Here is a 25858-nt window from a genome sequence, read left to right as displayed (position 1 = left end):
GATTCGGGCGGATCGTCGGCTCGGCGGCCGTTCCGGGCGATGACAACGGCAACCAGCGCGAAGTGGGCCATCGTCAGGCCTTCCCGACAGGCAGATCCATGAAGACCTCGGCGCCGCCCTCGGGCCGGTGCCGCGCGACGGCGCGGCCGCCGTGGGCTTCCGCGATGCGGGCGACGATGAACAGGCCGAGGCCGGTGCTGCCGGCCTTGATCGAGGCGTTGCGCACCGTGGGGCGGGCCCTGGAGAAGACCTGGTCGACGGGAAGGGGATCGAAACCGGGCCCGGTGTCCCGAACGCCGATCCGTATGCCTTGCTCGCCATCAGGCTCGGCAAAGAGGGTCACCCGTCCGCCGCGGGGAGTGGCGGCGAGAGCGTTGGAGGCCAGGTTCCACAGGGCCCGTTCGATCAACAGGGCGTCCGCGTGCAGGGGGGGGAGATTCTCGCCGGCCGCTGTCTCGAGGGCGATCCCCCGGCGTTGGGCGAGGGTCGCCACGTGCTCGGCGACCTCCTCGAGCAGCCCCGGAACCAGGACCACCCCCCGCTGGGGAACGATCGGTCCTTCCTCGGCTCGAGCCGCTGTCAGCACATTGACCAGGTAGAGGTTGAGTTTCTCGCAGGTGTCGATGACCTGGTCCAGCGCGGCCCGCAGGTCGGGGTCGTCGCTCTCCTCGGCGAGGGACTCGCAGCGCAGTTGGATGCCGCCCACGGGGGCCTTGATGTCGTGGACCACCGCCGTGAGGTGGGAAAGGCGGTCGGAAAGACCCTCCGAGCGGTGCAGAGCCTCGTCCCGCTGCAGCCTCAGGCGTCGCTCCCGTCGGCTGCCGATGACGACGAAGCCCCCTACGCTGAGCATCACCAGGGCCAGGCCACCGGTACCCAGGGCCGAGACCAGCGCCAGGTAGCGCCGCCGGGCATCCTGCAGGGGTTCGAGCGAGGCTCCCGCTGCGAGCCAGAGTTCGCTGGCGGCGGGACCGGCTTCGGGCAGGTAGGCGATTTCGAAGCCCGGGTGCTTGTCGTCCGGTGACCAGGTGCGAAACAGCGCCGCCGGGCGGGGTGCGCCGCCGGGAGGCGGGGGGTCCGCGGGGAAGGTGTGGTGGAGCAGGCGACCTTCGCGGTAGACCGCCAGGGGAGCGTGGAGATCCCGGGAAGTCTGCTCGAAGAAGAGTCGGCCGACCAGGATGCCGGCGCGCACCGTACCCAGTCGCCGCCCGGCGGCGACGATCGGCTCTTCCACCACCACAGCCAGGTCCCCGGCGATCACCGCGGTGCTTTCCCGCGCTTTCGTCCCCGCCGGAGGCGGGGCGGAGGCCAGGGCGATGGCGGCCAGGGGATTGGACCAGGTCAGCGTCTTGCCCGCGCTGTCGGTGATGACCAGGTAGTAGGCGCCCAGATCCGCACGGAACGCGCCCAGGGCGGCGTCGAGCCGGGAAGGGTGCCGCGCGGCCAGGGCTTCCTGGATCGCGCGGGATTCGGCCACGGCCTTGACCGCGATGCGCCCCTGGACCACGTGGCGGTGCATCAGGAGCCGGGCGACCTGTGCGAGTTGCTGGGCGGCCTCCCGGCGGCCCTCGTCCAGCCGCTGCATTTCATGGCGCCAGGAAAGGCCGAGGATCACGGCCAGCGCCCCGGCGACGGCCAGGGCCACCACGGTCAGCAGGCGCAGGGGGGAGGCGGGGAGGGCGTGAGAACTCACGGGGATTCCGTTCCCGGGGGCGCCTGGTACTGGGCCAGCTTGCGATAGAGAGTGGCGAGGGAAATCCCGAGGGTCCGGGCCGCTTCCTTCTTGTTGCGGTCGACCCGGTCGAGCGTGTGAAGGATCAGCAGTTGCTCGGCCTGGGCCAGGGTCGTGTCGGCGGGCAGGGTCAGCCCCGCCTCGCTGACCGTCGCTCCGCCCGTGATCCGCTCGGGGAGATCACCCCGTCGCAGCAAGGGACCTTCGGCCAGGGTCACCGCCCGGGAGATGGCGTTCTCCAGTTCCCGCACGTTGCCCGGCCAGGGATAGCGGCGGATCGCTTCGAGGGCCCCCTCGTCGAAGCCTTCCAGGTCTTCCCTCCCGGCCCGCGCGCGGGTCACACCGAAAAAGTGGCGGGCCAGGAGCAGCACGTCGTCTCCCCGCTGGCGCAGGGGGGGGATGTGCAGGGTGATCACGTTCAGGCGGTAGAACAGGTCTTCCCGGAAACGACCTTCCCGCACCTCCACCTCCAGGTCGCGGTTGGTCGCGGCGATGACCCGGGCGTCCACGTGTCGAGTGGCGGCGTCACCCACCCGCTGGATCTCGCGGTTCTGCAGGGCCCGAAGCAGCTTGACCTGCACCGAGGGGGAGACCTCGCCGATCTCGTCGAGGAAGATCGTGCCTCCGTCGGCCTCCTCGAACAGTCCGCGCTTGTCCCGGATCGCCCCGGTGAACGCCCCGCGCACGTGGCCGAAGAGTTCCGATTCGAGCAGGTTTTCGGGAATCGCCGCGCAGTGGACCTTGACCAGTGAGCGTTCCGCCCGGGGGCTGAGCTGGTGCAGGGCCTCGGCGATGACCTCCTTGCCGGTGCCGGTTTCCCCGGTCAGCAGCACCGTGGCCGGGGAGGGAGCGATTTTCTCCACCAGGCGCAGCACCTTCTCGAAGGCCGGGGAGGAGCCGATCACACCGGAGAGATCCCGCCGTCCCCGCAGCGCGTGGCGCAGGCGTCGATTCTCGGCCGCCAACTGGTGCTGGCCGAGGGCCAGGGCCAGGGCCTTGCGCAGGGCCCGGGCCCGGGGCGGCTTGACCAGTACGTCCACCACGCCGTGCTTCATCAGGTTGACCGCGTCCTCCACCGAAGCCTGGCCGGAGACCACGAGGAAGGTGGTATCCGGGCTCAGCTCGCGCAGGGCCAGGACGAATTCGAGGCCGTTCATGGCAGGCATGGCGAAATCGGTGATCGCCACCGCGGGCGGCCCGGAACGCGCGGCCTCGAGGGCCTGCTCCGGGTGGGTGAAGGTGTGCAGCTCGTGTCCCTCGCGTCCCAGGGCGGCGGCGATCGCCTCCCCTGTGACCGGGTCGTCGTCCACCACGAAAACCAGCGCCACGTGACCTCCTCGCGGCAATTCTACAGGGGGCGCCGGGCGAGGGCTTCAGGGACAACCCGCCGTGGGGGCGCAGGCGTTGTGGGCTGTGACGCGGAGGTAGCGGGCGACTCCCGGCGGAGGCCGGGGCTCTTCCCACTCCGGTCGGTGAGCCTGACGGCACATCGAGCGATCGAAGCCGCCGTCGGCGAGCAGGTGATCGACCCGGCCGTAGATCAGCTCGTAGGTGGTTCCCTCACCGGCCTCGGCGGCCTGGTCGTCCCATTCGAATCGTGGGCCGGACGCCCTGAGCCACGGGTCGGACGGGGGGGCGAAGGCGCCCGGATCGTCGGGGGCGCAGTCCAGAGTATCGGGAGCCCCGTCCGCGTCGCCGTCCGCCGCCAGGCGAATCCACACCCGGTCGAAGTCGGCCGCCCCGCCGCTGCCGGCATTGTGAACGAAGCGCAGTTCGAGGGTCTCGAGGTCGGCCGGCGTGGTGACGCCCGCGGCCAGCAGGTCGAAGAATTGCACCTCGCCGTCGCTGGCCGGGTGGACCACCAATCCCGTGGAGTGCCAGCTTCCCCCGCCCACCCGCCACTCCACGGCGGCCGTGCCCAGGTAATCGGGGGGGGCGGAGGATTCCACCTCGAGCAGGGCCTGCTCGAGGCCCAGGCGGACCCGGGCACCGAACCCCCGCACCTGCCAGCGCCGGCCCGGCAGCAGGGTCACGCGGCCGTCTGCGGGCGCCGGGGCGTTGGGGATGTCGGCCCAGGCATCGTCGGCTTGCAGCTCGGCCAGGCTTTCGCTGGAATCGTCCCCGGCGCCGAAGAGCAGCGGGAGCGCCACGGAGGGACGGGCCGGGGGGCGTGCGGTCGTAGAGGGCAGGGCCCAGTTCAGCATCGAGGCGAAGAGTTCCCACTCGCTGTCCGGATCGATGACCGGGCCGTCGGCATCCCGGTCGCCGGTGAACATCCAGTCCCGGTCACTGCCCTCTTCCACCTCCAGGTGCAGGTTGGGATAGATCACGCGGCCCGCGCCGAAACCGTGGCGCACGATGGCGAGGGTGCCCTGGTGCGGGCCCGGTGCGTCGTACCAGCCGCTTTCCACCACCGCCTGCTGCTGGGAGGGCGGCAGATGGAAGAACCCTTCCCCCTGGTACCAGGTACTCCAGGTGCCGACGCCGATTTCCGGGTCATCCATCCGCAGGGGGGTCAGGGCGTGTTCGGGCCAGGGGGCGATCTCGTCCAGCGGTCCTTCCAGGCTGCCGAGGAAGACATCGAGAGGATAGTCGTAACTCTGCCCCGACCAGAGCACCGTATCCGCCGCGTAGAAGGCTCCGGCGGAGATGCCCATGTAGCCGCCTCCCGCCGCCACGAAGTCCCGGATCTCGGCTTCGACCCCCGAGAGCTGGCTGACGTACCCAGCCGCCCAGCCGCCAGGCATCACCAACAGGTCGAAGGCTTCCGGGTCGAGGGCGGCCCACCACACTTCCCGGGAGCCGATGGCCAACGGGGCGGCGCCCGCCGCTTCCAGCGCCCGGGCCAGGGCGGTGAGCAGGGCGGGGAAGGCGCCACCCGCGGCGGAGCGTGTGGTGTAAAGGGCGATCCGCCGGCCGGGATTGGCGGCGGGCAGCCGGTGAGCCGGTCGGCGATCGGCGCCGGTGGCGGTCCATTCCACCAGGGAGAGCAGCAGGCCCTGGTCGTGCTCCGCGTCGGCGCTCGACAGCCGGCGGTCGTCCCGGACCGACCAGTCGCCCTCGGAACGTACGTCCACCGCCGGCAGGGGGCCGGAGAGGACGCCCCGGCCCGCGCCGTAGAAGAAGCGCAGCAGGGCGGGCTGCTGCTCTTCGGGGTCGCTGCTCCGGCCCGTGGACCAGCGGGCCAGAATCTCGCCGTCGCCGCCGCTGAAGAAGGCCGCACCGGGGCCGACGAAGACCGTGCGCCGGGTGGTGTCGCGCCATCCCGCGGCCCAGCTCTCCTCGGTGACCAGGGTAGCGAGTCCTTCGCCCACGCCTCCAAGGGGGCCCCGGGCGCGGCCGTCCCAGAGTGCGAGACCCGGCATCGGGACCGTGCCGTCCCAGTCCTCCTCGGCGCTGGCGTAGCGGGCTCCCGCCCCGAGACCGACGAAACCGCCCCCGCCGGCCACGAAGTCTCGGATCGCCTGTTCGAGGCCGCCGCCGCCGATCTCGTCCCGGTAGCCGGAGCTGCTGCCCTGACGACCTTCGGGCAAGACGAAGACATCGAATGCGCTGGTGGTCAGCAAGCCCAGAGCCAGATCGTTCGAGGTCACGGTCAGGGGCAGGTGACCGCCCAGGGCAAGGCCCCGGGCCAGGGGCAGCAGCGTCTCGCCGTCTGTGGCGGCGTCGGCGTAGATCGCCACGCGCAGAGGGGGGCCCTCACCGAGGCACAACGCGCTCCCTGCCAGGCCCAGCGCGGCGAGCGCGACGCCCCACCTTCGCGGGAGCGCGGTGGGCGGGAATTTCAGAAATTTCAAGACGCGGAACATCGGCATCAGGTACAGCGTGGCGGCGGGCCACGCAACCCGATCCCGGGCCGGAGGGATGTTCCGGGATGTCTTGGGGGATCGGCGGGCACTCGGCCGGGCCACGCCACCGCGCAGGCCGGCTCTGCGGAAACCGTGGGACCATGCGAGCCCGGCAGATGCGGCATCCCGGCGAGACCGGCAGGAGACGGACAAGGGGATGAAAATAGGGAATAATCCCTCCTGCAGAGCGTGTTCCGCGACTCGGCGAGGGGGAGGGCAAAGGCGACGATGAGCGACAGCGAGCGGCTCGACCCCAGGACCGAACAGACGTTCCGCGTCCGACTCGAGGAGGTGCGCGACGGTTTGCGCTCCCTGCTCGACGTCAACCGTGGCGGCACCCGGCCGGTCAGCCTCGACGAGCCCATCGGCCGCATTTCGCGGATCGACGCCATTCAGCAGCAGAAGATGGCCCAGGCCAGTCGCGGCATGCAGCAACAGAGGCTGCGCCTGGTCGAGGCGGCTCTCGAGTCGATGGAGGCCGGCACCTATGGCATCTGCCGCCTGTGCGACGAGCCCATCGGCCTCGCCCGCCTCGAGGCCCGTCCCGAAACGCCCTTTTGCCTCGACTGCCAGCAGGATCGCGAAGACGAGCGCGCCGATCCCCGCGCCTGAAGTCGCTCCCCGCCCCAAAAAAGCGCCCCCCGGGGACAGGGGGGCGCTCAGGCACGAAGAGGGGGAGGGGGATCAGTTGACCGAAATCGAGATCTGCTTGGGCTTGGCCTCTTCGCGCTTGGGGAGAGCGATCTCCAGCACGCCGTTTTCCATCCGCGCCTCGGCCTTGGAAGTGTCGAGGGTGTTGGGCAGACGGAAGGCTCGCTGGAACTTTCCGTAGAAACTCTCGCGGCGGGTCACCTGGCCCTTGCTGAACTCCTCCTTGTGTTTGCGCTCGCCGCTGATGGTCAGCACGTTGTCCTCGATGTTGAGATGCACGTCGTCACGGCTCAGGCCGGGCAGTTCGACGGCGATCAACATCGATTCGTCCGTCTCGACGATGTCCACTGCGGGGGTCCAGCCGAAGAAGCCACCATTGGGTGTCAGAAGATGGTCGAGTTCACTCGAGAGGCGATCGAGTTCACGGAAGGGGTTGAAGGGTACGAGCTGCATGGTTTTCCTCCTTTCCTGATCGCGATGCTTGGCTTTCTCGCGTTTGCTTTTTGCTTCGGGCCGGGGGGCGGCGATCTTTTCGCTTCTTCCCGGCCGCGGATTCCATGGGATCGAGACGCGGAGTTGTCAACCTCTCCGTGTGCCGTCCGAAGCCAAAAAGCGGTGGTTCAGGAGCGGGGGTGAGTCCGATCGTAGACTTCCAGGATGTGGTCGAGGGACAGGCGGGTGTAGCGCTGGGTGGTGGCCAGGCGGGCGTGGCCCAGCAGCTCCTGGATCGCCCGCAGGTCCATGCCGGACTCCAGCAGGTGAGTGGCGAAAGAATGGCGCAGCACGTGGGGATGGACGCCCCGCGCCAGAGCGGCCCGGGACACGGCGGCATCGAGGATCCGCCGTACCGAGCGATCGCTCAGGCGGCCTCCCCGAAGGTTGAGGAACAGGGCATGTTCGCCGCTCTTCTCCCGCAGGGGCACGAAGGCGGCCAGGTAGGCGCCCAGGGCGTCGGCGGCCTGGCGTCCATAGGGGACGATGCGTTCCTTGCCGCCCTTGCCGAGCACGCGTACGGTGCGTCCCCGCAGGGCCAGATCGTCCAGGTCGAGACCCACCAGTTCGGAGACCCGCAGGCCCGCCCCGTAGAGCAGTTCCAGCAGGGCCCGGTCCCGCAGACCGGCGCGGCGGGAACGATCGGGAGCGGCGAGGATCGCCTCCACGTCTTCCACGTTCAGGTGCCGGGGGAGGGAGTCCGGACGCCTGGGGTTGGGGATTTCCGCCGCCGGGTTGGCCGCGACTTCACCACGCTCCACCAGCCAGCGGAACAAGGCCCGGGCCCCGGCCAGGCGCCGGCCGATGGATGTGGGCTTGAGCCCCCGGTGATGAAGGTCGGCGACCCAGGCGCGGATCATCCGCGGCGTCACATCCCCCGGGGGGGGCGGCACCTGCTTACCGGTCAGGCCGGCGAGAAAGGTCGCCAGGTCGCCCAGGTCACCACCGTAGGCGCGCACGGTTTGAGGCGACACGCCCCGCTGAAACTGCAGGGAATCGAGGAACCGCTGGATCTCTTCGATCACGTCCTGGATCAGGAAAGCTGTTTGCGGGCCAGTTCACCGGCCACCATGTACTCGGTCCACAGCCCGTCCTTGGCCTTGATCCCGACAAACACCCCGTAGACGGCTCCACCGATGTTGATCAGCAGGCTCAAGGGAGCCGTCAGCAGGAACAGTCCGAACATGCCGAAGACCCACAGACCGAAGTTGGCCACCCCGATGGCGCCGAAGAAGAACAGGGCCTGCAGGGAGTGGAAGGCCACGAAACGGGATTTGTCCTTGTTGAACAGGTAGATCAGCAACGCCGGCGCCCAGCCGAACGGCGCCGTCAGGCAGATCAGCGAAAGGACCGCTCCGATGATGTGCGCCCACATGGCGGTCAGGGCATCGGCGTCTCCGGGCTGACCCGAGTCGGCCCCACCCGGTGGCGGTGGTTGCGGCGACGAAGGGGGAGGAGGCGGAGGGAGGGCCGTCTCGTTGTCATTCATCGGGGAAGGTTCCTTCTCGGGATAGGAGCGCCGTGGAAGGCGACCCTAACAATCCCCACTGCGGGCGGCAACCGCTCCCGGGAAGGCGAAGTCCGGCGGGTCCGCTTCAGACCGAGCGCGGTTCGCCCGCGGGCCGGCCGGCGTCGATCCACGCAATCAGTCGGCGAATCCTGTCGGAGGTGGCGACGGCTTCCGCTCCGGCTTCCCGCTCGTGGCGTTCGTGACGTTCGAGAGACTCGGCCAGCACACCCCGGACCTGGGCCGGGTCGTGGCCCGCCTCGAGCAGGTCCATGGCCACCCGCCAGTCGGGCAGTTCGCAGGATTGCCAGGCGCCGAAGGCCCCGAGCCGGTCTCCGTCGGCGAGCATCGCGCGGGCCAGCAGGGCGTGGGCCCGGGAGTAGAAAACCGGAGACCCCTCGTCCCGTTCCTGGCACCACTGCAGGGCGAGGGCGGCGTGATGGGAGGCCCGCCCCGCGTTGCCGGCCAGCAGCAGGTAGCCCTCGGCCAGCATCAGGGCGGTTTCGGGTTCCGGCGGGAAGTCACTTTCGATTTCGCCGAGTACCTCGGCGGCCTTTTCCGGCTCGTTCATCCGGGCATGGCAGAGGGCGATCTGGGAGAGGAGAAAACGCCGGCCGGTGATGTCGTCACCGCGCTCCCGCGTGCGTTCGAGCTCCTTGCGAAGGATGGCCACCGCCTCTTCTCCGCGTCCCTCCGCCAGCCGCCGGGCGACGGCGAAAGATGCGGTGAAGTAGGCGTCGGCCCTCCGGCGGGCAGGGGCATCGGGCTCACGGGTCATGCCGGCTCACCTCCTGGTCGCAAGGCTCCCCCATCCGCCGCGGATTCCGGGGGATGCTGCGGGCCTTCAAAGAGTGGGCATTGACAAAGATAGTCAGAAAGGGCGCGCAAGGCCCGTTCCGAGATCATTCTTTTTCTTTCGCGCCGCCGCCGGGGGCCCTGGGCCAGGGGGGGGAGCAGGCCGAAAGAGATGTTCGTCGGCTGGTACCGTGTTCCCTCGGCGTGGGCGATGTAGCGCTGGAGCGAGCCCAGAGCGGTTTCCGCTGGAAAGACCGGTGCCTCGAGACCCCGTAGCAGGGCCACCGCGCCGACGCCCGCCACCAGCCCCGAGGCGGTGGACTCGGTGTAGCCTTCGACGCCAGAAATCTGGCCGGCGAAGAAGAGATCGCCCCGCTCCTTGGCCTGGAAGGTCTCCCGCAGGATGCGCGGGGCGTTGATGTAGGTGTTGCGATGCATCATGCCCAGCTTGACGAAGCGGGCCTGGCCCAGGCCGGGAATCATGCGGAACACCCGCTTCTGTTCGCTCCACTTCAGGCGATTCTGGAATCCGACCATGCTCCAGTGGGAAGCGGCGAGATTGTCCTGGCGCAATTGCACGGTGGCCCAGGGCCGGTGCCCTGTGCGGGGGTCCACCAGGCCGACGGGCTTGAGCGGGCCGAAGCGCAGGGTGTCCCGCCCCCTGGCCGCCAGTTCTTCCACCGGCAGGCAGCCCTCGAAAAGCAGTTTGCGGTCGAAGTCGTGCAGCGGCGCGGGGTCGGCGGCCAGCAGCGCCGCGTGAAACGCTTCGTACTCCTCCCGGTTCATCGGGCAGTTCAGGTAGTCATCACCACCACCCTTACCGTAGCGGGAGGCGCGGAAGGCGATGGAGGTGTCGATGGACTCTCCCTCGACGATCGGACTGATCGCATCGAAAAAGGCGAGCTGCTGTTCCCCGGTGAAGCGGGCGATGGCTTCGGCCAGGGCCGGTGAGCAGAGGGGTCCCGCCGCCACGATCAGCGGTCCTTCCGGTGGCAGGCCGGTGATTTCTTCGCGCCGGATTTCGACCAGGGGGTGCTGCTCGAGTCGCTCGGTGACGCGACGGGCGAAGGCCTCCCTGTCCACTGCCAGGGCGGCGCCGGCGGGGAGTCGGGCGGCCATGGCGCAATCGATCACAAGGCTGCCCGCGGCTCGTAGCTCGGCCTTGAGCAGGCCGTGGGACGAGACCGTCTCGAGGGACTTGAAGGAATTCGAGCAGACCAACTCGGCCAGATCGCCGCTGCGATGGACCGCGGTGGGCCGCGTGGGGCGCATCTCGTAGAGCCGCACCGGCACACCCCGGCACGCGCACTGCCAGGCGGCCTCGCTGCCCGCGAGGCCGCCCCCGATGATCGTGACCCTGCCTGGAGACCTCATGGCTGCGATGGTAGCCCGGATTCCGCCCGGCGCCCGTGCTCTCCTGCGAGGTCAGGGTTGGTGCCCGTCTCCGCGCCTTTTCCTCGTCATTGCGGCTCTCCGCCTTTTCCCTGCAGTCCGGGAGCCGGGATCATCAGAGGAAGAAGAGGAAGGTCACCACCAGGAAGGTGGGGATCAGGATCGGCAGGGTCCAGCGGAAGATGTAGCCGAAGAAGGAAGGCATCTGGATGCCGGCCTGCTCGGCGATCGACTTGACCATGAAGTTGGGCGCGTTGCCGATGTAGGTGCAGGCCCCCATGAACACGGCTCCGGAGGCGATGGCCTCGAGGAAGATCTCGTTGTTGGCGATCAACTGGCGCACGGCCTCGGCCTCCACCACGCCGGGATAGAACTTACCCAGGGCCGTGTTGAAGAAGGTCAGGTAGGTCGGCGCGTTGTCGAGGAAACTCGAAAGCCCACCGGTGATCCAGAAGTAGTGCCAGGGTTCGTTCACCGAGCGGATCAGGCCCGCCAGGGCGCCATGCTCGCCGGCCTTGAGGATTTCGAGGGCCGGGATGATGGTCATGAAGATGCCGGCGAAGAGATAGGCTACTTCGAGAATCGGTTCCCAGGAGAACTCGTTCTCGCGGCGCAGTTCCCGGCGGGTGGTCCACAGGGAGAGCAGGCCCATGACGATGATCCCCACGTCCCGGGCCAGGTTCTGCAGGCCCACCTCGATACCCATCACGCTCAGGTGGCCCGGCTTCCACACGCCGCTCATCAGCACCAGGCCGACGATGCCGGCGAGGAAGAGGAAATTGTGAGCGCCGGCGATGGCGAACTTCCGCCGCTCTCCCGAATGTTCGAGGGTCGCGGGATCTTCCTTGCGGGCCAGCACCGTGTCGATGGCGAAGTAGGTCGCCAGCAGCAGGACCGAGACCACCGCCATGGGCAGGGCGAGCTTGAAGGTCCAGAAGAAGGGCACCGAGTGGAGAAAGCCGAGGAAGAGCGGCGGATCACCCAGGGGGGTCAGGGAACCGCCGATATTGGCGACGAGAAAGATGAAGAAGATGACCGTGTGCACCTTGTGGCGTCGGCTGGCGTTGGCCCGCAACACCGGCCGGATCATCACCATCGCCGCGCCGGTGGTCCCGACCCAGGAGGCGATCAACGTACCGATGGCCAGCATGGTGGTATTGACCGCCGGTCGGCCGCGCAAAGAGCCCCGTACGACGATGCCGCCGGCCACGGTGAACAGGCCCCAGAGCAGGATGATGAAGGGGATGTAGTCGATCAGGTAGATATGGACGATGGCGTGCAGGGCCTCGTGTCCGTAGGCCACCAGGAAGGGGATGGCCAGCAGCAGGGCCCAGAAGGCCGCCACCTTGGGATAGTGGTGATGCCAGAAAGCCGTGGCCAGCAATGGGAACACGGCGATCGAAAGCAGGATTCCGGCGAAGGGTACGACCCACCAGAGCGCCAGTTCCGCGCCCAGATGCTCGGACTGCGCCGACGCATGCTCGGCCCCTCCGTGCAGGGCGGCGGCTTCTTGGCTGTGGGCGGGCGGCCCGGTATGGGAAGATTCCTGGCCCAGCGCGAGCCCCGCGGCACCGCAAACGAGCAAGACCAGGACGCTGACCAGGAACAACCGGCTGAGTCTTCTCAAGCTCATTGTTGACGTCTCCTCCGGCCCCGGGCGGAACGACCCGCGGTGGGGGCCGGAATCGGGAGTCGGATTCTACTCCCCTTTCTCCCGATGTCTTTTCGGGTTGTTCGCTCCTGACCTTGAGCCTGATTTTCCTGGAAGTAAAAATCGGTGGCGGACTTTGCCGACCGACTGCGGGTACAATCCGCTGCGGGTATCGACGTGGTTTCTCGTGACCAGTCCCAGCGGGTCTTCAACCCCATCCCCCGTCGTCTCCTCCGGCGGCGGATCACCCGTGCCGAGGCGATGGCCGGTGGCCTGACCCTGTTGGCGCTGCTGGTCTTCGGAGCCTGGATCCTGACCCGCGCCGAGGCCTACGACCCGGCGGAGAGGGACATCGCTTTCGAGACCCTCCAGCAGGGGAGTGTGGCGGACACCCTCTACCGGCGCCCTGTCCGGCGCTGGGTCGACCCGGGTACTCCGGCGGCCCCCACGGTGGATCTCGGGCCCTTCCCCCCGTCCCTGCTCGAAGGTGGCTGGACTCTCGATGGCCGGGTGGAGACCTACACTCCCGAGAATCTCTACGTGAAGATCAACGGGGCCGCCGAGCAGTACCTGGCCTTCGATTTCCGCCGGTTGACCTACTTGACCCTGGCCCGCGGTCCCCTCTTCCTGACCATCGAACTCTACGACCAGGGCCGGCCGGCCCATGCCCTGGGACTCTTTGCCCGCCAACGGAACGCCGACGCCCCGGTGCTCTCCGAACAGGGCGTGCATTACACCCGGACCTCCGTGGGCGCGCTGGGCATGCGTGGCGGCCTGTTTTTCCGGATCGCGGCCAGCGCCCCCGGGCCCCTGGTGGAGGCCAAGACCCGGCAGGTCCTCCGCCTGCTCGCCGAAGTGGATCGGTCCGGGCAGGAGCCGGACGGGAAGATCGTCGAGTTTTTCACCGGGCGCCTCGGCCTGCCTTTCGAGGCGGTCTCCTACCAGAAAGAGAACGTCTTTCAGTATGACTTTCTCGAGGACTTCTGGTTTGCCTCGGGGCTCGAGAAGCTCGGCGCCGGTCGCGATGCGCGGATCTTCGTTCACCAGGCGCGTGACGCGGGTCGGGCCGAGGCGCTCTACCGGCGCCTGGTGGCCGAGCAGCTCGCCGAGTACGAGCCGATCGAGCAGGCGGGGGAGGACATCCTGCTCCGCCATCGTTATCTGGGCACGGTCTTCGCCCTGGCCCGGGATGGGGCGCGACTCTACGGTGTCGAGCACGCGGCGGATCGAGCCGTCGCACGCGCCCTGCTGGCGCGGATGCAGGAGGCTGCCGGTGGCGACTAGGCGAGACAAGCCCCTCCAACATCCCGAGTACCGGAAGCAGATCCTGGGCCGACGGGAATTTGCCCGGCGTCTGCTGGCCACCGTCGGTTTCGGCGGCGGTGTCGCGTACCTGGCCCTGGCTCCCGAGAACTGGCCCCTGTCCCTGCGCGATGGCAGCGGTCTGCGATCGGTGCCCGCGGAAAGGCCGATGCGCCTGGGCGACTACCGGGTGCCTCCCCCGGCCGGCTCCGCGGAGGTGGCCGTGGGCTACGGGTCGAGCGTGGCCGAGCGCCTGGACAAGGCCCTGGACGCGGTCGGCGGCCTGCGCCACTACATCGAGCCCGGCGAGATCGTCCTGGTCAAGCCCAACGTGGCCTTCGATCGTTCGCCCAACCTGGGGGCCACGACCCACCCCGAGATTCTCGGGGAGCTGGTACGCCGCCTGCTGGTGGAGTGCCGGGCCCAGGAGGTGCGGGTAGCCGACAATCCCATCGAGTCGCCGGCCGACTGCTTTGCCAAGAGCGGTATCCGTCGGGTGGTGGAGCGGGCCGGGGGGCGCATCTACCTCCCGGATTCCAATGCTTTCCGCACCCTCGCCACTCCGGGGGCGCGGTTGATCGAAAGCTGGCCCGTGCTCTATCGCCCCCTGACCAACGTGGACAAGGTCATCGGCGTGGCGCCCGCCAAGGATCACAATCTCTGCCAGGCCTCGCTGGGTATCAAGAACTGGTATGGACTGCTCGGCGGCCGGCGCAACCAGTTTCATCAGGATATCCACGAGATCGTCTCGGACCTGGCCCTGATGATGCGACCGACCCTGACCATCGTCGACGGCAGCCGCGTGCTGATGAAAAACGGTCCCACGGGGGGAGACCCCTCCAACGTCAAGCCGGGGCATGCCGTGGTGGTCGGGGTCGATCCCGTGGCCGTCGACGCCTGGAGCTACCGCCACCTGCTCGAGCGGGACGACGAACTCCCGGCCTACCTGCGCAAGGCCGAAGAGAAGGGCACCGGGCGCATCGACGCGGCGGGCAGGCTGAGGGAGATCGCATGAGCGATCTGCCCCGCCTGCCGGTCTACCAGCCGGCGCCGCCCGTCCGTCGCCTGCTGCGCCTGACCAACGTGCGGATCGTCTCCCAGGCCTTCTTCTTCCTGGCCTTCGTGATGGCGGTGTGGGCCACCTGGACCAGCCGCTTGGGAGGCTACCCGGTTTCGCGATTGCTCGAGATGGACCCGCTGGTCGCGTTGTCCACGGTGCTGTCGACCGGTTTTCTCTACCGCTTTTTGCCCTGGGCCCTGGTGGTGGTGGCGCTGACCTTGCTGTTCGGCCGCGTGTTCTGCAACTGGATATGCCCTTACGGCACACTGCACCAGTTCGTCGGCTGGCTGTTCAACGTGCGCAAAAACAAGGAACGCTGGCATTCCAATCGCTACCGATCGATCTACTACCTGAAGTACGCCTTGCTGCTGGTCTTCCTCATTCTGGCGGCCCTGGGGGCGCTGCAGATCGGCCTGCTCGATCCGATCTGCCTGATGTATCGCACCTTCGCCACGGCCCTCGCCCCGGCCTCCGACATCTTGCTCGATGGCATCACCCGTTTTCTCGGCGGCTTCGGCCTGGAGGCGTCCCTGCTCGATCACCTGAAGTTCGCGCCGGGAAGTGAGCGGCGCATCTTCGTCGGTTCGTTCTGGATCGGGCTGTTGCTCGTCGGCCTGGTGGGCCTGAACGTGGTCGTTCCCCGGTTCTTTTGCCGGGTCCTGTGTCCCCTCGGCGCGTTGCTGGGCGTCACCGCACGCTTCGCCCTGTTTCGTATCGATCGGGACGTGCATCGCTGCACCGACTGCAACGTCTGCATGTCCCGCTGCGAAGGCGCCGCCGATCCCCAGGCGGAGCTGCGCCTGAGCGAATGCTTTGCCTGCATGAACTGCCTGGATGATTGTCCCGAGGATGCGCTGCGCTTCTCGATGCTTCGGCTGGACGCCAAGCAGGTGCGTCCCGGGCCGGAGATCGGCAGGCGGCAGGTGGTCTTCTCGTCGATTCTCGGCCTGCTGGCCTATCCCTTCCTGCGCAGCCACGGGGTCGACGACGATCGCAACTATTCTCCCGCGCTGATCCGGCCGCCGGGTTCGGTGGAAGAGAGCCTCTTTCTCGAAAAGTGCATCAAGTGCGATCAGTGCATCAACGTCTGCCCGACCAATGTGCTCCAGCCCGCGACCTTCGCCGAGGCCGGCGTCGAGGGCCTGTGGACCCCGGTGATGAATTTCAACATCGCCCACTGCCAGCTCAAGTGCGCCCTTTGCAGCGAGGTCTGCCCGACCGGAGCGATCCGCCGCATCACCGTGGAAGAAAAGCTGGGCAAGGGGGCATACGTCGAGCAGGGGCCGATTCGCCTGGGAACCGCCTTCTTCGACAGGGGGCGCTGTCTGCCCCACGCCATGGAGATCCCCTGCGTGGTCTGCGAGGAGGTCTGTCCGGTTTCTCCCAAGGCGATTCAGACCGTCGACGAGGAGGTCAAGGACGTCTTTGGGCGGATCGTCCTGCTCAACAAGCCCTTCATGGTGCCCGACCTGTGCATCGGCTGCGGCATTTGCCAGGCCGAGTGCCCCGTCACCGATTCCCCCGCGGTTTACGTCACCGCCGTGGGCGAGTCCCGTTCCCCTCACCGGCGACTGTTGCTGCAGCATCGCCGGCCCGGCAGGAGGCCAGGATGAGCAAGACAGAAGGTACGAGCAGACGTGGATTCATCAAGGCTGCGGTCGCGGGCGGCGCCGGTCTGACTTTCGCGGGGTCCGCGGCGCTGGGTGCCGGGGGGGCCTCCACCCCCGCCGATCACCCGAAGGTGCCGCGGCGGGAACTGGGGGCCACGGGGGCGAAGATTCCGATCCTTCTGCTGGGTTGCGCCCAGCGTTTCGATCCCAGGTACGACAAGATTCTCCATCGCGCCTACCAGGCGGGAGTGGACTACCTGGATACCGCCCTGGCTTACGAGGATGGCATGTCCCACAAGACCATCGCCCCGTTCATCAAGCAGGTCGGCGGGAAGGACAAGCTGTGGATCACCTCCAAGGTGGTATCCCGCGGCTATGATCCGGCGGAGTACGAGACGGGTATCGACACCTGCCTCGAACAGCTAGAGGTGGATCACCTCGATCTTTTCTTCATGCATGCCGTCGACGATGCCAGGGCTCTCGACCGGCCCTGCCTGGAGGCGGGTGATCGGCTGCGCAAGAGCGGCAAGACGCGTTTTTTCGGCTTTTCCTGTCACGGCGACCGGGTGGTGGAGTTGATGGAGAAGGCGGCTCGGGTGGGGGGTGTCGATGCGATCATGTTCCGCTACCACTTCGGCAAATACGGCGATCTGGCTCTCAATCGGGCCATCGACGCCTGCCGCAAGAAAGGAATCGGCCTGATCGCGATGAAGACCCAGAAGTCCGTGCCCGCCGATGCGGAGCAGGTGATCGGCTTCAAGTCCCGGCATTTCACTCTGCCCCAGGCCAAGCTCAAGGCGGTGTGGGCCGACGAGCGCATCGACGCCGTGGTTTCTCACATGGACAACACCAGGAAACTCGCCGAGAACGTGGCTGCCGCCCGTTCCCCCCGGCAATTGTCGATGGAGGAGTTCCAGCAGCTTCAGCGCCTGGCCACCGCCACCGCCCCCTGGACCTGCGAAGGGTGCTCGCGGCACTGTGAGCCGGCGGCGGGGGGCAAGGTGCCGATCGCCGACACCCTGCGCGTGCTGATGTACCACGAGTGCTATGGGGAAACCGCCAAGGCCAGGCGCCTGTTCCGGGAGTTGCGGCCGGCGGGTCGGGAGATCCGGGAGGCCGACCTCGTCGCCGCCTCCCGCGCCTGTCCCCAGGGCATCGACATCGCCTCCCGGCTGCCCCACGCCCTCCAGCTTCTCGGCTGAGTCCGGGTGGACGCGACGACGGCGCACATCCGGTCGCCCCTCGCGCCTTGGGCGGGGAGCCCCGGGGCGGAGCTTGCTTGCGTCAGAACATGTGTCGCCCGCCCGCGCCAAGGATCACGGCGAGAAAGCCGAGGTGCAGGTTGACCATCACCAGCAGCCGGATCTGGCGCAAGGCCCTGTCGGCTTCGGCGGGGTCCGAGGCGTCGGCGGCGCGACGAAAGCGGCCGAAAGGCACGAAGAAGAGATAGGCGAAGATCAGCGCCATCAGCAGGCCCAGGGTCATCATCAGGTTGATGTGCAGGGCCAGCCCCTTCATGCCCCCGTAGAAGGCCAGGATCATCCGGAAGCCCGTGGCCAGCAGCACGATGACGGCTATCCAGGTCCATGTGAAAAAGCGGGAGAGCGCCGTGAGCCAGAGTCGGTTCCGCACAGCGGGGTCCGCCAGGGTGGCCGCAGCCGGTCGCAGGGCGATCATCGAAAAGAACATGCCGCCCACCCACACCGCCGAGGCCAGGGCGTGCAGCAGCAGGAGAATACCCAGTTCCATGATTCCGCCTTCCTGGATCCGCGAGTGGATCGTTTCGGGAGCCTACTGTGCTTGGTCGCGCAGGCCGCGTCAAATCGGGCGGAAGGTTTCAGGAGCGGACCGGGTGGGTCGCCTGCCAGGGGGCGATGAAAAGTTTCTCCCGCTCGTAGTCGCCCGTGGGAAGCTGCTCGGGGGTGTAGCCCTGCTGCAGGCTCAGTTCGGCGGGAAGTTCCCACTTGGCCTTGAAGCGTTGCCAGTTGCTCTTGTGGATCTCGTCGAGCCCCCGGCTTTCGAGGGGCAGGCTGGTGGCGCCCTCGTGATGCACGAAGACATCCTCCGCCCGGTAGGGAATCAGCCGGCTGCTCAGTAGCCGCAGCGACCAGTCTTCATCCTCGAAGGAGCCCGGGAAGAAGCGCGGATCGAAGCCGCCCACCAGGCGCAGGGTGCGCCGGGGGATGGCCAGGCAGATCCCGCAGAGTTGGGAGACGGGCATGGCGATGCCGTCGTTGGCCCGTGCCAGGCGCCGGGCGAAGGTGTCGAGGCCCTCGAGGGTGGTCGGGTCGTAGCCGACCCGGGCCAGCGCCTGGAAATTGGGGGCCAGATTCGTCCGGGCGCCCACTGCTCCCGCCCTGGGGTACTCACGCAGATGGGAGATCAGGCGGGTGGACCAGTCCCGGGTCACCACGGTATCGGCGCCCAGCAGCAGCACCACGTCCCCCCGGGCCCGGGCCAGGCCGTGGTTGCAGGTGGCGGCAAAGCCCCTCTGGGTGTCGTGGGACACCACTCGAATCCGCGGGTCGTCATGGGCCCGACGGCCCAGCAACTCGAGGCTGCCGTCGGGGGAGGCGTCGTCCACCACGATGACCTCGAGCAACTCGGGGGTGTGCTCGATCACCGAGTCGAGGGTGCGCAGCACGCGTGTTTCACCGCCTCGCACCGGAATCACCACCGTGGCCCGTGTCGGCCCACCCAGGGCGGGCAGGTGAGACAGGCCGCGGACCGCAGCCTCGTGGGGCCCCGCCGGCACCGCCCGCACGGGCAACGCCGGCGTGGTGGCGGCCAGGGGGTAGAGCCGTTCGGTGTCCGGCAGCACCACTCCCTCGGCCCAGGGCCAGAGTCGCCGGCTGTCGGGAATGCCGGCCTCCGCCAGGAGTTCCACCTGCACCGGCGGGCGCCGTGGACCCTCGGCGACCAGGGGGAGCAGCGAGAGCAGCGTGTCATCGGCCATCAGGTAGATCGCCTCCACCTGCCCGCCGCGCCGGGAGTCGATGCCCAGGAGCCGGTCGAGGGCCGGGACCGTGCCCGGCCCCGGCTCGGCCAGGGCCGCCCGAGTGGCGGGATCCGCCGCCACCAGGCGCACGGAGGCGGGCAGGCCCCGGACCTCGGCCGGATCCTGCTGTTCTCCGGTCAAGACCAGGCTCACGGGCCCACTCCAGCAACTCGCCAGCGCCGTGGCCCGGGCCGCGGCGCCGGCGCCGGATGCGCTTTCCAGCCGGGGGGCGATCACGGCCAGCAGGCCCCTTTCCTGGCTTCGGGTGGTCATGCCCTCGATGCCCTCCGCCGCCCGCCGGCCGGGGGCCGGTCGCGCGGATGAGCGATCCCCGAGCCCAAGATCGGGCGTCAGGGCCGGGAAAGCCACATCCGGTTCGGATCTTCCTGCCCCGGGGAGCGGAAGCCCGGCGACGGGGCACGGGGCCCTCCGGGGTGATATGTTCCCTGCCGATGGATCGAACGGCATTGCTCGAGGTTTCCGGCCTGACCGTGGAGTTTCCGCGAGGGTCCGCGGTCGTTCGCGCTGCCCAGGACCTGGCGTTCAGCCTGGCCCGAGGGGAGATCGTCGGCCTGGTCGGCGAGTCGGGATGCGGAAAATCGGCGTCGGCTCTCGCGCTGCTGCGGCTGGTGCCCCCGCCGGGCCGGGTCGTCGCGGGGCGGGTCGAACTGGAAGGTGTGGACTTGCTCACCCTTCCGGAAAAGGATCTGCGACGTTACCGCGGTGCCGGCCTGGCCTATGTACCCCAGGAGCCGGGTCAGGCGTTTTCCCCCGTGCTTTCCGTAGGGGCCCAGGTGGTCGACGTGATTCGGGCCCACCGCAAGGTGGAGCGCAAGGCGGCCTGGGCCGAGGCCGAAGCGGCGCTCGAGGCGGTGGGCATCCCCGACCCGGCCCGCCGGGCCAGGGAGTATCCACACCAGTATTCCGGCGGCATGAAGCAAAGGGCCCTGATCGCCATGGCGCTGGCGGCGGGCCCGAAGGTGCTGATCGCCGATGAGCCCACCACCGCCATCGATCCCACGCTGCAAGCCGGCATTCTCGAGCTTTTTCGAGGCCTCGTGGAACAGGGTCGGCTGGGTGGCGTGCTCCTGATCACTCACGATCTCGGAGCGGTCGCCCGCATCTGCACCCGGGTTCTGGTGATGTATGCCGGGCGTATCGTTGAGCGGGCTCCCGCCGCCGAGCTGCTCGCCCGCCCCCTTCACCCTTACACCCGGGCCCTGCTCGCCTCCCGGCCGCGCCCCGGGCATCCCCGGGGGCGGTTGCCGACGATCCCGGGCCAGGTGCCGGACCTGGCCGAGTTGCCGCCGGGCTGCGCCTTCGCTCCGCGTTGCTCCCTGGCCGAGGAACGCTGCCGCCGGGCGGTCCCGCCTCCGGTCGATGCCGGGGAGGGTCGAGAAGTGGCCTGTGTCCTGGAGGAGCCCCGGTGAGCGCCCCCCTGCTCGAGGTACGCGGCCTGGTCAAGGCCTACCCCGTGCGCAGCGGGCTCTGGGGCCGGCGCCGGGCCTTGCGGGCCGTGGATGGGGTGGACCTGGTCGTCCGGCAGGGCGAGATCGTCGGGCTGGTGGGGGAGTCCGGATCGGGCAAGACCACCCTGGGCCGGTCGATCCTCCGCTTGATCGAGCCCACCGAGGGGCGGATCCACTTCGACGGAATCGACCTGCGGGCCCTGGGGGCCGGGCAGCTCCGCCGTTTCCGTCGCCGTATGCAACTCGTCTTCCAGGACCCGGGAGCGGCCCTCAATCCGCGGATGAAGGTCCGGACCCTGGTGGGCGAGCCCCTGGTGATCCACGGCATCGCCCACGGTCGGCGGCTCGAGGCCAAGGTCGCCGCCCTGCTCGAGGAAGTGGGCCTCGGTGCCGCCGCCATGGATCGCTATCCCCACGAGTTCTCCGGCGGCCAGCGCCAGCGGATCGGCATCGCGCGGGCCCTGGCCCTGCGGCCGGAGTTCGTGGTTTGCGATGAGCCGGTCTCGGCTCTCGACGTATCCGTCCAGGCCCAGATCATCAACCTGCTCGCCGAGCTCCAGCAGCGGCTGGGCCTGGCCTATCTGTTGATTTCCCACGACTTGTCCCTGGTCACGCACCTCTGCGACCGCGTGGTCGTCCTGTACTTGGGCCGGGTCATGGAAAGTGGCCCGGGGAACGATCTGCACAGCCGGCCTCTGCACCCCTACACTCGGGCCCTGTTCGACGCCGCGGCCACGGCCGAACGGCCCGAAGCCCCGCAACAGGCCGCCCTCTTGGCCGGTGAAATACCCTCGCCTCTGGACCTGCCGTCGGGCTGCCGTTTCCATCCTCGTTGCCCCTGGGCCGAGGAGCGCTGCCGCCGGGAAGAGCCGGAACTGCGAGCGGTCGGTGACGGGCGATGGGTGGCGTGTCATCTGGCGGGGGATGGACGTTGAATAGTGCTGAGGAGAGTCACGAGATGAAGAGAGTCGATTGCGCGGGCTGTTGTCGCCCGGTGTTCAGCCTGCTGGTGATCCTGGCCGCCATGTTGCCGACGCTTGCCGCCGACCCCGAGCCTCTGAGTCTGTCCCTGGCCGACGTGGTGGCCCGCGCCCTCGAGCACAATCTGGATATCGCCGTGGCCCGACTCGATCCCCGGAGGGACGAGCAGGGGGTGGTGATCAGCGAAGCGGTGTTCGACAGCCGGGTGGAGGCCAATGCCTCCTACACCGAGATCAGCCAGGAGCCCACCAGCGACTTCTCCCTGGAGTCCCAGACCTCCAAGCGCGCCTCGGTGGCCTGGATCGATCCTCTCCAGTCCGGCGGATCCTGGCAGGCTTCGCTGGCTTACAACGAGCTGATCCAGACCTTCCCGGCCGAGGCGGAAGCCCGCTTCGGCATCGTGCCGACCCGGGCCGATGCGTCCTTCACGCTGCAGTTCACTCAGCCCCTGCTGAGGAACTACGGCCTGTCGATCAACCGGACCCAGATCGAGCAGGCCAAGAACACCCTGCGCATCACCGAGGCCCAGTTCCGGGATCGGGTGATGGAAGTCATCGAGGCGGTGGAGGCGGCCTATTGGGACCTGGTGGGCGCGCGCCGGCAGCAGGCCGTGGCCGAGCGGTCGATGAAGCTGGCCGAAGATTTCCTCCGGCAAACCAAGGTCAAGGTCGAGGTGGGGACCCTGCCGCCGATCGAGATCACCACCGCCGAGGCGGAGGTGGCCGGTCGCGACGAAGCCCTGATCGTTGCGGAGAACGAGGTTCGCGACGCGGAAGACAACCTGCGGGCGCTGATGCGCGTGCCTTCCACCTCCGCCGACTGGGATCGCCCGATCTTCCCCACCGACCAGCCTCCTTTCTACCCGGTGGAACTGGATGAGGACCTGGCCATCGAGCAGGCTCTGGCCAGGCGCGCGAGTCTGGTCCAGGCCGAGTTGAACCTGAAGAACGCCGAGTTGAGCGAGAAGTGGCGGCGCAACCAGGTGCGCTGGGACCTGTCGGCCAACGCCAGCTACACGACCAGCGGCAACTCGTTCGATTTCGTGCCCGGAACCGGTTCCTCGACCGTCCTCGACTTCTTCGGCCCGGACGGAATCTTCCTCAGCGGTGACGAGCAGGGGCGGGCTTTCGAGGTCCAATTCGATCGACTGGTGCGCGAGGACCAGAGCAAGACCGAAGCGTTCAGTGAACTGCCGAGTCTCGACAATACGAACTGGACCGTGGCCCTGAGCCTCAAGGTTCCGTTGGGCAACCGCAATGCCCGCGCCGAACTGGCCCGGGCCCGCATCGCCCTCGACCAGGCGGCCCTGCGGGTCGACGCGACCCGGCAGGCCCTGCGGGTGGAAGTGCGCCAGGCCGTGAGAAGCGTGCGCACGGCGTCCCGCCGGGTGCACTCGGCCCAGGTCAACGCGGAACTGCAGAAGAAGAAGACCGATGCCGAGCAGAAGCGTTACGAGAACGGTCTGTCGACGGCCTATCAGGTCCTCCAGTTCCAGCGGGATTTTCTCGAGGCGGAAAGCCGCGAGATTCGGGCGATCATCGATTACAACAAGGCACTTTCCCGTCTCGAGCGGGTCAAGGGCACGCTGCTCGAAGCGCGACGGATTCACCTCGACTGAGACGGGCCGGTCTCGACCCGGCGACGAGACCGGAACAGGCGGGAAGGAATCTGGATGCCGTTGGGGCGGGGCGCCTGTTGCGGCCGTCTCGCGAATCGGGAGAAATCGCCGCCGCGCCACCCGGGGGCGGGTATCCCGCGGGTTTTTTGCCGCGGAGCCGCATCCCCTGTACGACGCGGCAGATAGCCCGCGTTCTCTTGACACCCCCCCGGCCCGCCCGTATTCTCGCAGCCGTCTGTGGCTTGAAAGGTTATCAGTTGAGCTTTCCCGGACCCGGCGAGGCGCGTTTTCGCCATCCCCATCCACCGGCCTGCTGCCCCCTCGTGGCGAGTTAGCAGTCTCCAGCCGGTTGGCGCCTCGGCTCCCGGGAGCCGCTGGAGGATTGATCGTGCTGGCTATTGGTGGAACTCTCGTCGGTTATTTCAAGCAGGGCGGTCCGGTGATGTGGCCGCTGCTCATCCTTTCGATCATCGGCCTGATCGTGATCCTCGAGCGCGGCTTTACGCTCTACGTCCGTGCCCGCACCAAGACCGCCGAAATGGTGGGCAAGGTGCGTCGCCTGGTGTCCGAGGGCAAGACGGACGCTGCGCTCAAGGCTTGCGACGAGTACAAGGGCCCCACCTCCGCGATGGTCAAGGCCGCCATCCTGCGCTGGGACGCCAGTCGGGAAGAGCTCGAGAAGCTGCTCGAGAACGCGGCGCTGCACGAGATCGCCCGCCTCGAACGCTGGCTGTGGGTGCTCGCCCTGATCTCCAACATCGCGCCGATCATCGGCTTCCTCGGTACCGTCGTCGGCATGATCCAGTCCTTCGACGTGATCGCCAGGGAAGGTCTGAACAACCCGGGCAAGGTGGCCAAGGGTATCTCCGTGGCGCTGATCACCACCGCCGGTGGTCTGATCGTGGCCGTCTTCACCCTGCCGTTCTACAACTTCTACACGACGAAAATCGCCGGCTACATCCGTGAGCTGGAGACCACCGCCAACATCATTCTCGAGACGCACGACCAGGTGAAGGCCTAGCCGGAGGCGACGATGGCCTTTATCAAGCGCAGCAAAGCGATTCCGGCCAATATCCCCACCGCTTCGATGGCGGACATCGCCTTTCTGCTGATCATCTTCTTCATGGTCACCACCAAGTTCGACGTGGATCGGACGCGGGTCAAGCTCCCCAAGTCCACGGTGCGCAACGAGGTGCCGAAAGGCTCGGCCTACGTGGTGGTCGCGAAGGATGCGGCGGGTTTGTTCAGTTACAAGTTCTCGGACGGGGAGCAGATGTCCCGGCCGGTGGCTGACGTGACCCTGCTCGAGGCGGAAGTCAACGCCGTCGCGGCCCGGGATCCGGGCAAGCCCTTCGTGATCAAGGCGGAATCCGACACCCCCTACGAAGATATCGACACCGCGCTCGACATTCTGCGCCAGGCCGGCGTCGAGAATGTCGTCCTGCTGACCGAGCAGCGCACGGTCAATGACGTGGATTAGGAGGGGAGGTCATGGGTAAGCTCACCGACAAAGCCACCAAGATGGACGCCGAGATCACCTCGTCCTCGATGGCGGACATCGCCTTCCTGCTGATCATCTTCTTCATGGTCACCACGGTCTTCTCGGCGACCAAGGGCCTGGATTTCAAGCTGCCCTCCGATGACCAGACGCCTCCTTCCACGGAGAAAGAGGAGGCGATTTTCTTCAAGGTGCTCGAGGACGGTTCCTTCCTGATGGATGGAAGGCCCGCGGTACGGGAGGACATCATGCCGTACATCGGTCCGAAGCTCGAGCGCTGGCCGGAAAAACCGATCATTCTCTACGCGCGGCGCCAGGCTCCCTACAAGGCCATGGTCACGGTCTACGACGAGTTGCAGAAGACCACGCTACCGCCGGAACGGGGAGGCTTGGGCCTGAGCAAGCTGCCGAACATCTCGATTCCCACCAACCGGGAGATTCAGCAGTACATCGCCCTGTTCGGGATCAATCCGTTCGAGGAGCAGTAGGGGAGTCGACATGGCCGATCAGTCGAAGAAACCAGCCGCGGCGCCTGCCTCCTCGCAGCCCTCCTTGCCCAGCGAGGTTTTCCTCCAGGAGCACTTCGAGGATTCGGGGCTGAAAAAGAACTACCCCTTCATCCTCATTGCGGTCGTGCTCCACCTGATCCTCTTCATCATCACCTTCCCCGAGATCAAGTACCAGATTCAGGCGCCGAAGAACACGCGCAAGGTGATGATGGTCCGGCGCTACACGCCGCCGCCGCCGCCGCAGAAGCAGCGCAAGAAGATCGAGCGCAAGCTGGTCAAAAAGGTGCCGCTGCCCGATCCCACGCCCGAGGAGCCGGAACCGATCATCGAGCCGGAGCCGGATCCTGATCCTCCGCCGATCGATCCCGATGTCGAAATTCTGATCGGCGAGCCCGAGCCGCCTCCGGCCACCGGGCCGCTGATGCCGGGAGTCGCCGGCGTGACGGATCCCGAATTGATTCCGGAAACCAAGGTCGAGCCGGAGTTCCCCGAACTGGCGCGCCGGGCGAGGATCCAGGGCAAGGTGATTCTCCAGGTCGTGGTCCGCAAGGACGGAACCGTGGGAGACATCCAGGTCTTCAAGGAGCCGGCGGCGAACCTCGGTTTTTCCGAGGCGGCGATCAACGCGGTCAGCCAGTGGCGCTACCATCCCGCTCGGCAGAATGGCCGTCCGGTGGATGTGTTCATCACCGTCGTCGTCAACTTCACCATCGAGTAGGTTCGTCTTCAGGGGAAGGTTCCAAGG

Annotated in this window: 23 protein-coding genes; 12 read left to right on the top strand and 11 right to left on the bottom strand. The window is 67.9% G+C overall.

The genetic code is table 11. The annotated features are described in order from the left end of the window. Window positions 1-73: 73 nt before the first annotated feature. Genes Q9Q40_05225 through Q9Q40_05215 form a run of 3 tightly spaced genes read right to left on the bottom strand, consistent with a single transcriptional unit; the run spans window position 74 to window position 5529 of the window. Window positions 74-1693 (bottom strand): ATP-binding protein, encoded by a 1620-nt coding sequence (locus Q9Q40_05225; protein MDQ7006611.1) that lies wholly within the window; start codon window positions 1691-1693, stop codon window positions 74-76. Continuing rightward, the gene (locus tag Q9Q40_05220) at window positions 1690-3060 is read right to left on the bottom strand and encodes a sigma-54 dependent transcriptional regulator (GenBank protein ID MDQ7006610.1); all 1371 of its coding nucleotides are present in this window, start codon (window positions 3058-3060) and stop codon (window positions 1690-1692) included. Before Q9Q40_05220 ends, Q9Q40_05225 begins: the two co-directional genes overlap by 4 nt. A gap of 45 nt (window positions 3061-3105) precedes the next feature. Beyond that, window positions 3106-5529 (bottom strand): BPL-N domain-containing protein, encoded by a 2424-nt coding sequence (locus tag Q9Q40_05215; protein MDQ7006609.1) that lies wholly within the window; start codon window positions 5527-5529, stop codon window positions 3106-3108. A gap of 279 nt (window positions 5530-5808) precedes the next feature. Here Q9Q40_05215 and Q9Q40_05210 point away from each other — a divergent pair, with 279 nt between their 5' ends. Next, complete coding sequence (locus Q9Q40_05210; GenBank protein MDQ7006608.1) at window positions 5809-6192, top strand: TraR/DksA C4-type zinc finger protein; 384 nt, start codon at window positions 5809-5811, stop codon at window positions 6190-6192. A 72-nt stretch (window positions 6193-6264) separates the two neighbouring features. Here the strand turns inward: Q9Q40_05210 and Q9Q40_05205 are convergent, their stop codons facing one another. From Q9Q40_05205 to Q9Q40_05180, 6 genes are all read right to left on the bottom strand, one after another. After that, on the bottom strand, window positions 6265-6684 hold the full coding sequence (locus tag Q9Q40_05205; GenBank protein ID MDQ7006607.1) for an Hsp20/alpha crystallin family protein: 420 nt from the start codon (window positions 6682-6684) through the stop codon (window positions 6265-6267). Window positions 6685-6851: 167 nt separating this feature from the next. Next, window positions 6852-7748: a tyrosine recombinase XerC gene (locus Q9Q40_05200; GenBank protein MDQ7006606.1), complete on the bottom strand. Its 897-nt coding sequence runs from the start codon at window positions 7746-7748 to the stop codon at window positions 6852-6854. An 8-nt stretch (window positions 7749-7756) separates the two neighbouring features. Beyond that, window positions 7757-8212 carry a DUF4870 domain-containing protein gene (locus Q9Q40_05195; protein MDQ7006605.1) on the bottom strand — a complete coding sequence of 152 codons (456 nt, stop codon included), beginning with the start codon at window positions 8210-8212 and terminating at the stop codon, window positions 7757-7759. 106 nt (window positions 8213-8318) lie between these two features. Next, the gene (locus tag Q9Q40_05190) at window positions 8319-9008 is read right to left on the bottom strand and encodes a hypothetical protein (protein MDQ7006604.1); all 690 of its coding nucleotides are present in this window, start codon (window positions 9006-9008) and stop codon (window positions 8319-8321) included. After that, entirely contained in the window at window positions 9005-10399 is a 1395-nt protein-coding gene (gene trmFO / locus Q9Q40_05185; GenBank protein MDQ7006603.1) for a methylenetetrahydrofolate--tRNA-(uracil(54)-C(5))-methyltransferase (FADH(2)-oxidizing) TrmFO, read from the bottom strand. The genes Q9Q40_05190 and trmFO overlap by 4 nt, the downstream gene beginning before the upstream one ends. A 133-nt stretch (window positions 10400-10532) precedes the next feature. Next, window positions 10533-12050 carry a sodium:proton antiporter gene (locus Q9Q40_05180; GenBank protein MDQ7006602.1) on the bottom strand — a complete coding sequence of 506 codons (1518 nt, stop codon included), beginning with the start codon at window positions 12048-12050 and terminating at the stop codon, window positions 10533-10535. A gap of 144 nt (window positions 12051-12194) precedes the next feature. On the opposite strand from Q9Q40_05180, the gene Q9Q40_05175 reads away from it, so the two are divergent. Genes Q9Q40_05175 through Q9Q40_05160 form a run of 4 tightly spaced genes read left to right on the top strand, consistent with a single transcriptional unit; the run spans window position 12195 to window position 17242 of the window. After that, complete coding sequence (locus tag Q9Q40_05175; GenBank protein ID MDQ7006601.1) at window positions 12195-13352, top strand: hypothetical protein; 1158 nt, start codon at window positions 12195-12197, stop codon at window positions 13350-13352. After that, entirely contained in the window at window positions 13342-14385 is a 1044-nt protein-coding gene (locus Q9Q40_05170; protein MDQ7006600.1) for a DUF362 domain-containing protein, read from the top strand. Before Q9Q40_05175 ends, Q9Q40_05170 begins: the two co-directional genes overlap by 11 nt. Further along, on the top strand, window positions 14382-16043 hold the full coding sequence (locus tag Q9Q40_05165; protein MDQ7006599.1) for a 4Fe-4S dicluster domain-containing protein: 1662 nt from the start codon (window positions 14382-14384) through the stop codon (window positions 16041-16043). The genes Q9Q40_05170 and Q9Q40_05165 overlap by 4 nt, the downstream gene beginning before the upstream one ends. Beyond that, entirely contained in the window at window positions 16040-17242 is a 1203-nt protein-coding gene (locus tag Q9Q40_05160) for an aldo/keto reductase (protein MDQ7006598.1), read from the top strand. Before Q9Q40_05165 ends, Q9Q40_05160 begins: the two co-directional genes overlap by 4 nt. An 82-nt stretch (window positions 17243-17324) precedes the next feature. On the opposite strand, the gene Q9Q40_05155 is transcribed toward Q9Q40_05160, so the two are convergent. Continuing rightward, window positions 17325-17789 carry a CopD family protein gene (locus tag Q9Q40_05155; protein ID MDQ7006597.1) on the bottom strand — a complete coding sequence of 155 codons (465 nt, stop codon included), beginning with the start codon at window positions 17787-17789 and terminating at the stop codon, window positions 17325-17327. Between the two features lie 88 nt (window positions 17790-17877). Continuing rightward, on the bottom strand, window positions 17878-19311 hold the full coding sequence (locus Q9Q40_05150) for a glycosyltransferase family 2 protein (GenBank protein MDQ7006596.1): 1434 nt from the start codon (window positions 19309-19311) through the stop codon (window positions 17878-17880). Between the two features lie 179 nt (window positions 19312-19490). Here Q9Q40_05150 and Q9Q40_05145 point away from each other — a divergent pair, with 179 nt between their 5' ends. From Q9Q40_05145 to Q9Q40_05115, 7 genes are all read left to right on the top strand, one after another. Continuing rightward, complete coding sequence (locus Q9Q40_05145) at window positions 19491-20468, top strand: ABC transporter ATP-binding protein (GenBank protein MDQ7006595.1); 978 nt, start codon at window positions 19491-19493, stop codon at window positions 20466-20468. Continuing rightward, complete coding sequence (locus Q9Q40_05140) at window positions 20465-21442, top strand: ABC transporter ATP-binding protein (GenBank protein MDQ7006594.1); 978 nt, start codon at window positions 20465-20467, stop codon at window positions 21440-21442. Before Q9Q40_05145 ends, Q9Q40_05140 begins: the two co-directional genes overlap by 4 nt. A gap of 23 nt (window positions 21443-21465) precedes the next feature. Continuing rightward, complete coding sequence (locus Q9Q40_05135) at window positions 21466-23106, top strand: TolC family protein (GenBank protein MDQ7006593.1); 1641 nt, start codon at window positions 21466-21468, stop codon at window positions 23104-23106. 388 nt (window positions 23107-23494) lie between these two features. Beyond that, entirely contained in the window at window positions 23495-24127 is a 633-nt protein-coding gene (locus tag Q9Q40_05130) for a MotA/TolQ/ExbB proton channel family protein (protein ID MDQ7006592.1), read from the top strand. 12 nt (window positions 24128-24139) lie between these two features. Continuing rightward, window positions 24140-24586 (top strand): biopolymer transporter ExbD, encoded by a 447-nt coding sequence (locus Q9Q40_05125; protein MDQ7006591.1) that lies wholly within the window; start codon window positions 24140-24142, stop codon window positions 24584-24586. 11 nt (window positions 24587-24597) lie between these two features. Next, window positions 24598-25092 (top strand): biopolymer transporter ExbD, encoded by a 495-nt coding sequence (locus Q9Q40_05120; protein ID MDQ7006590.1) that lies wholly within the window; start codon window positions 24598-24600, stop codon window positions 25090-25092. A gap of 10 nt (window positions 25093-25102) precedes the next feature. Further along, window positions 25103-25831 (top strand): energy transducer TonB, encoded by a 729-nt coding sequence (locus Q9Q40_05115; protein MDQ7006589.1) that lies wholly within the window; start codon window positions 25103-25105, stop codon window positions 25829-25831. Window positions 25832-25858: the final 27 nt, after the last annotated feature.

The organism is Acidobacteriota bacterium, from assembly GCA_030949985.1.
Classification (GTDB): Bacteria; Acidobacteriota; Polarisedimenticolia; order J045; family J045; genus JALTMS01.
Note: the sequence above shows the minus strand (reverse complement) of the source record. Positions and strands in the feature narration are given on the sequence as shown.